Here is a 4,343-nt window from a genome sequence, read left to right as displayed (position 1 = left end):
CAGTGGGAACCGATCAATATCGCCGAAGAGGATATGCCGGTGGATGTGGAGGACCCGTCGCTCCGCTGCAAACCCATGATGACGGATGCCGATATGGCGCTCAAATTCGACCCCGAGTATCGCAAGATTGCCGAGCGTTTCCGCGATGATCCGGCGGCCTTCTCCGACGCCTTCGCCCGCGCCTGGTTCAAGCTGACCCACAGGGATATGGGGCCGAAGAGCCGCTATGTTGGCCCCTATGTGCCGACAGAAGATCTGATCTGGCAGGATCCGGTGCCAGCCGGACGTGCCGATTATGACGTGGCGGCGGTCAAGGCCAGGATTGCCGCCAGCGGCCTCTCCATCAGCGAGCGTGTGAGTACCGCCTGGGATAGTGCCCGTACCTTCCGTGGCTCCGACAAGCGGGGCGGTGCCAACGGCGCCCGCATCCGGCTGGCGCCGCAGAAGGATTGGCCGGGCAACGAACCGGCGAAGTTGGCGAAGGTGCTGGCGGTCTATGACAAGCTGGCGGCCGAGTGTGGCGTCAGCGTCGCGGATCTCATCGTGCTGGGGGGCAACCTCGCCATCGAGCAGGCTGCCCAGGCCGCCGGAGTGACGGTGAGCGTGCCGTTTGCGCCGGGCCGGGGGGACGCCACTCAGGCCCAGACCGATGTGGCCTCGTTCGAGGTGCTGGAACCGCTGGCCGACGGCTTCCGCAACTGGCTGAAGCAGGACTATGTGGTGACGGCGGAGGAGCTGCTGCTGGATCGTGCCCAGCTGATGGGGCTCACCGCCTGCGAGATGACGGCGCTGGTTGGCGGGATGCGGGTGCTCGGCACCAACCATGGCGGTACCGGGCACGGGGTCTTTACCGACCGGGTCGGGGTGCTCAGCAACGACTTCTTCGTCAACCTGACCGACATGGACTATCAGTGGCTGCCGAAAGCGAGCAATCTCTACGAGATCCGCGATCGCCGCAGCGGCGCGCTGAAGTGGACGGCCACCCGGGTGGATCTGGTGTTCGGCTCCAATTCGGTGCTGCGCGCTTATGCCGAGGTCTATGCCCAGGATGACAACAAGGAGAAGTTTGTCTGTGACTTCATCACCGCCTGGAACAAGGTGATGAATGCGGATCGCTTCGATCTGCTCGGCTAGTCCCCGAGCCGTTTGGTTATCTGCACCAGCCCCGCACAGCCAAGATGTGCGGGGCTTTTTACTGCCCGCTTTTCTGTGCAGCCCTACAATCCGCCGCGCTGCGACACCCGCTGGCCGGTCGCGCAGGGCCGCTGGCATCCCTGTGCTTGGGCCAGCAGTATCATGTAACATGCTGATCCGCTGGTGATGCCCGGCTGCCACCCCATTGGCCACTGATGTCCCATGAACGGACAAGGACAGAAACAAAGAGACAAGGAGTCAACTCATGCTGGAAATGCAGATCCAACCCCGCTTTCAGGAGACGGATGCCCTCGGCCATATCAACAATACGGTGCCGGCGGTCTGGTTCGAATCGGCGCGGGATCCCCTGTTCCGGATCTTCTCCCCCGATCTGGATGTGCATAACTGGCATCTGATCATCGCGGGCTATACGGTGCAGTTCAAACGGGAGCTGTTCTACGGCCAGCCGGTCACCATCAAGACTGGCGTGCGCCGCATCGGCACCAGTTCTTTCACTGTCTGGCAGGAGGCCTGGCAGGGCGGCGAACTGGCCGTCACCGCCGAAACGACCCTGATCCATTTTGACTACCGGGCCCGCCAATCCCTGCCCCTGAGCGATGCTCACCGGGAAGGACTGCGGGCCTGGCTGACAGAGAGTTAACCACGGGCCGGATGGCCCATCACAGGAGTGTTATGTACAACTCAATGCGCAACACAGCGATCGCGCTGACCCTGGGATTCTGCTCCCTCCCTTCTCTGGCCGCTTCTCTCGCCGAGCAGTTTACCCTGATGGAGAAGGGGGCCGAGAGCGCCCTCGATACCCGTCAATTCAGCCATGACGGCGTCGATATCAAGGCCTGGATCGATGGCGCCCCCGTCATCATCGCCGTGCCCATCATGAACGAGCTGGGCAAGCTGGAAGGGGAGAGCCGCTACTACTTCAAGGGCGGCAAGCTGTTCGGGGTCAAAGAGCCCGCCGCCCAGTTTGCCTTTGACGACAGCGGCAAGCTGACCCAGTGGCTGGACGAGAAGGGTCAGCCCGCCGAGTTCGTCAGCAAGATGAGCATGCAGCAGCGTCAGGAGTGGCTCACCAAGCGGGCTGCCGAGCTGAGCAAGCTGTTTGTGGTGAGCGCGGCCGAACAGAAGGCGGCCAAGGGGGGCGTCAAGCTGAAGGGGGCGGATCTCGCTCACTGGCTCTGCAACGGCAAACTGATGGATCTCGCCCATGGCGACAAGGTGATCTTCGAGCAGGATAAGCTGAAGATTGGCGAGCAGGGGATCGAAGGGGAGGTCTCCCTGCGTCAGGATAAGGGGTGGCAGGAGCTGAGCCTCAAGTGCGAGGTGCAGGGCACTCAGGTGACCCGCCTCACCTGGCAGCTGCTGCCGGGTGCCAACAAGCCGCAATGAGCGCAATAGCAAGGGGGCCCATCTCGGGCCCCCTTCTCATTCGGTGTGTGGCTCCCCCAGCTTGAGCCGGGTGAGTGCCTCGACCCGGCGCCATTGTCCGGGCTCGAACCAGCGTGCCAGCAGCTCCTGCTGCTGTTCGGCCCGGGCCTCGTTCGGCAGTTGTCTGAACTCGGCCAGAAAGCCGCTGAGCTGCTCCTCGAACCCTTGCCGGTTCTGCTCCAGCTGGCGCATCCGATCCACCGCTTCCGGCCCCCCTGTCTCCAGCAGCAGAGCCTCCCGTTTGGCCGGGTCCATCTGCGCCAGCTCTTGCAACTCCTCAAGCAGGCGGCTGTTGGCCTCCGCCTCGCGAAACCAGCCCGGTTGCTCCGCCAGCCAGAGATCCAGCTCGCTGGCCAGCTGCGACTTGTCGCTGTCTCTCGCCTCCGCCAGCGCCCTGCGGCGCAGGGTCAGCTGCTCCATCAGTCGATCCTCGGCAAACAGCTGGGCCTGCTCCGCCGGGGTAAAGCTCTGCTGGCGCAGCTGCTCCCGCTCGTCAAACAGGATCTGCAAGCTGGCGAGGGAGCTCTCGGTGGGTACCGTCAGGCTGCTCTGGGCGGAGACAAAGGTGCGATAGCGCGCCTGCAGGGCATCGACGGCCTCCTGCTCGGGATCGTGCGGGTGGCTCTGTGCATGCTGGCTGGCTTGAGCGGGGGATGAGTCTGCCGTCGGTGCCGTGGGCCAGAGCAACACTCCGCCAAGCAGCAGGGTGATGGCGCAGGGTACGACGAGCAGGGTGGCTATCTTCATAGTCCCAGCTCCTTGAGACGGTTGGCATGCTGGCGATAGAGGGTGACCGGATCGGTCTCGAACAGATGGTGGATGCCGAAGGACTGGTTCACTTCGTCCAGATGGTTCATCCGGTAGTCGGTGCCGATCACCTTGCCGAGATGGCTGCTGCAGACCCCGACCAGTCCGTCATTGGGCTCCTTGAAGAAGGCGCCGGTCAGCGCCAGCGCAGGATCCACCGGATCCAGCAGATTGGTCAGGTTGCCGCGTCCGCTCCAGGAGAAGTAGTAGACGCCGTTACTGGCCTGCATCGGCCCCTCACCGCAATAGCTGCTGGGCAGCCCCTCCGGGTAGCGCAGGTTGAACTGGTTGGCTCCCTCGCTGGTGAGGGCATCGAAGGCGGCGACCGGATCTTGCGGCAGCTGACTTCCCCCCGAGAGCAGTGAAATCATGCCGGAGAGGGCGTGGGCCGCGGCGGCAGCCAGCTTCTCGGCGGCCGAGCCGGGGGCGGCATTGGCCCGCACCAGATCGGCAATCTCGGATCCGTAGTTGACCCCGCCGACGCTGGTGGCGGAGGCGACCAGCCCGGGGGCGACCGAGGCGACATAGCGGATGGTGGGGCCGCCGTGGGAGTGGCCGATGAGGTTGACCTTCTCGGCGCCGGTGGCAGCCAGCAGCAGCTCAACCTGGGCGAGCAGTTGCTCCCCCCGTTGTTCCGAACTGGCGGTGGCCGACACTTGGGCCACGTAGACTTTGGCTCCATCCCGGCTCAGGGCCTGGGGAATGCCGTAGAAGTAATCGACCCCGAGCAGCTTGTCGAAACCGAACAGGCCGTGCACCAGCACTATGGGGTAGCGGGTCTGGGTGTATCCGCTGGCGTGTGCCAGCATGGGCAGGGTGCAGAGCAGCACCAAAAGCCATCTCTTCATCATCAGCATCCTTGTTGATTCGTGAGGAACAGATTGTGTGGCGTACTCCATGTTCGCCGGTGCCAGTATGGTGGCTGCTGACGGGAGAGGCTGTGAGGGGGATCGCAA

5 protein-coding genes are annotated in these 4,343 nt (G+C 63.8%); 3 read left to right on the top strand and 2 right to left on the bottom strand.

Translation table 11 applies throughout. The features are described from left to right. The 3 genes from AACS18_RS22955 to AACS18_RS00470 all read left to right on the top strand — a co-directional run. The coding region (locus AACS18_RS22955) for a peroxidase family protein (RefSeq protein ID WP_308810812.1) at window positions 1–1,134 on the top strand (1,134 nt) is incomplete at its 5' end. Window positions 1,135–1,399: 265 nt separating this feature from the next. Then, window positions 1,400–1,795 carry an acyl-CoA thioesterase gene (locus tag AACS18_RS00475; RefSeq protein WP_005336457.1) on the top strand — a complete coding sequence of 132 codons (396 nt, stop codon included), beginning with the start codon at window positions 1,400–1,402 and terminating at the stop codon, window positions 1,793–1,795. A 44-nt stretch (window positions 1,796–1,839) separates the two neighbouring features. Beyond that, a complete protein-coding gene (locus tag AACS18_RS00470) occupies window positions 1,840–2,541 on the top strand; it encodes a hypothetical protein (protein WP_108613444.1) in 702 nt (233 codons plus the stop codon). Window positions 2,542–2,577: 36 nt separating this feature from the next. Here AACS18_RS00470 and AACS18_RS00465 read toward each other — a convergent pair whose 3' ends face one another. After that, window positions 2,578–3,327, bottom strand: coding sequence for a lipase secretion chaperone (locus tag AACS18_RS00465; RefSeq protein ID WP_108613438.1), 750 nt, complete (start codon window positions 3,325–3,327; stop codon window positions 2,578–2,580). Beyond that, a complete protein-coding gene (locus AACS18_RS00460) occupies window positions 3,324–4,235 on the bottom strand; it encodes a lipase family alpha/beta hydrolase (protein ID WP_108613437.1) in 912 nt (303 codons plus the stop codon). The genes AACS18_RS00465 and AACS18_RS00460 overlap by 4 nt, the downstream gene beginning before the upstream one ends. Window positions 4,236–4,343 lie beyond the last annotated feature (108 nt).

It is taken from the genome of Aeromonas sp. HMWF015 (assembly GCF_963878965.1).
Taxonomy (GTDB): Bacteria; Pseudomonadota; Gammaproteobacteria; order Enterobacterales; family Aeromonadaceae; genus Aeromonas; species Aeromonas veronii.
The sequence above is the reverse complement of the archived record's forward strand: the minus strand, read 5'-3'. Positions and strand labels throughout refer to the sequence as shown.

What these genes read in the sequence shown, in the direction of transcription:
- AACS18_RS00475 (WP_005336457.1), top strand. Translation starts at nt 1,400, where the DNA reads ATGCTGGAAATGCAGATCCAACCCCGCTTTCAGGAGACGGATGCCCTC.
- AACS18_RS00470 (WP_108613444.1), top strand. Translation starts at nt 1,840, where the DNA reads ATGCGCAACACAGCGATCGCGCTGACCCTGGGATTCTGCTCCCTCCCT.
- AACS18_RS00465 (WP_108613438.1), bottom strand. Translation starts at nt 3,327, where the DNA reads ATGAAGATAGCCACCCTGCTCGTCGTACCCTGCGCCATCACCCTGCTG.
- AACS18_RS00460 (WP_108613437.1), bottom strand. Translation starts at nt 4,235, where the DNA reads ATGAAGAGATGGCTTTTGGTGCTGCTCTGCACCCTGCCCATGCTGGCA.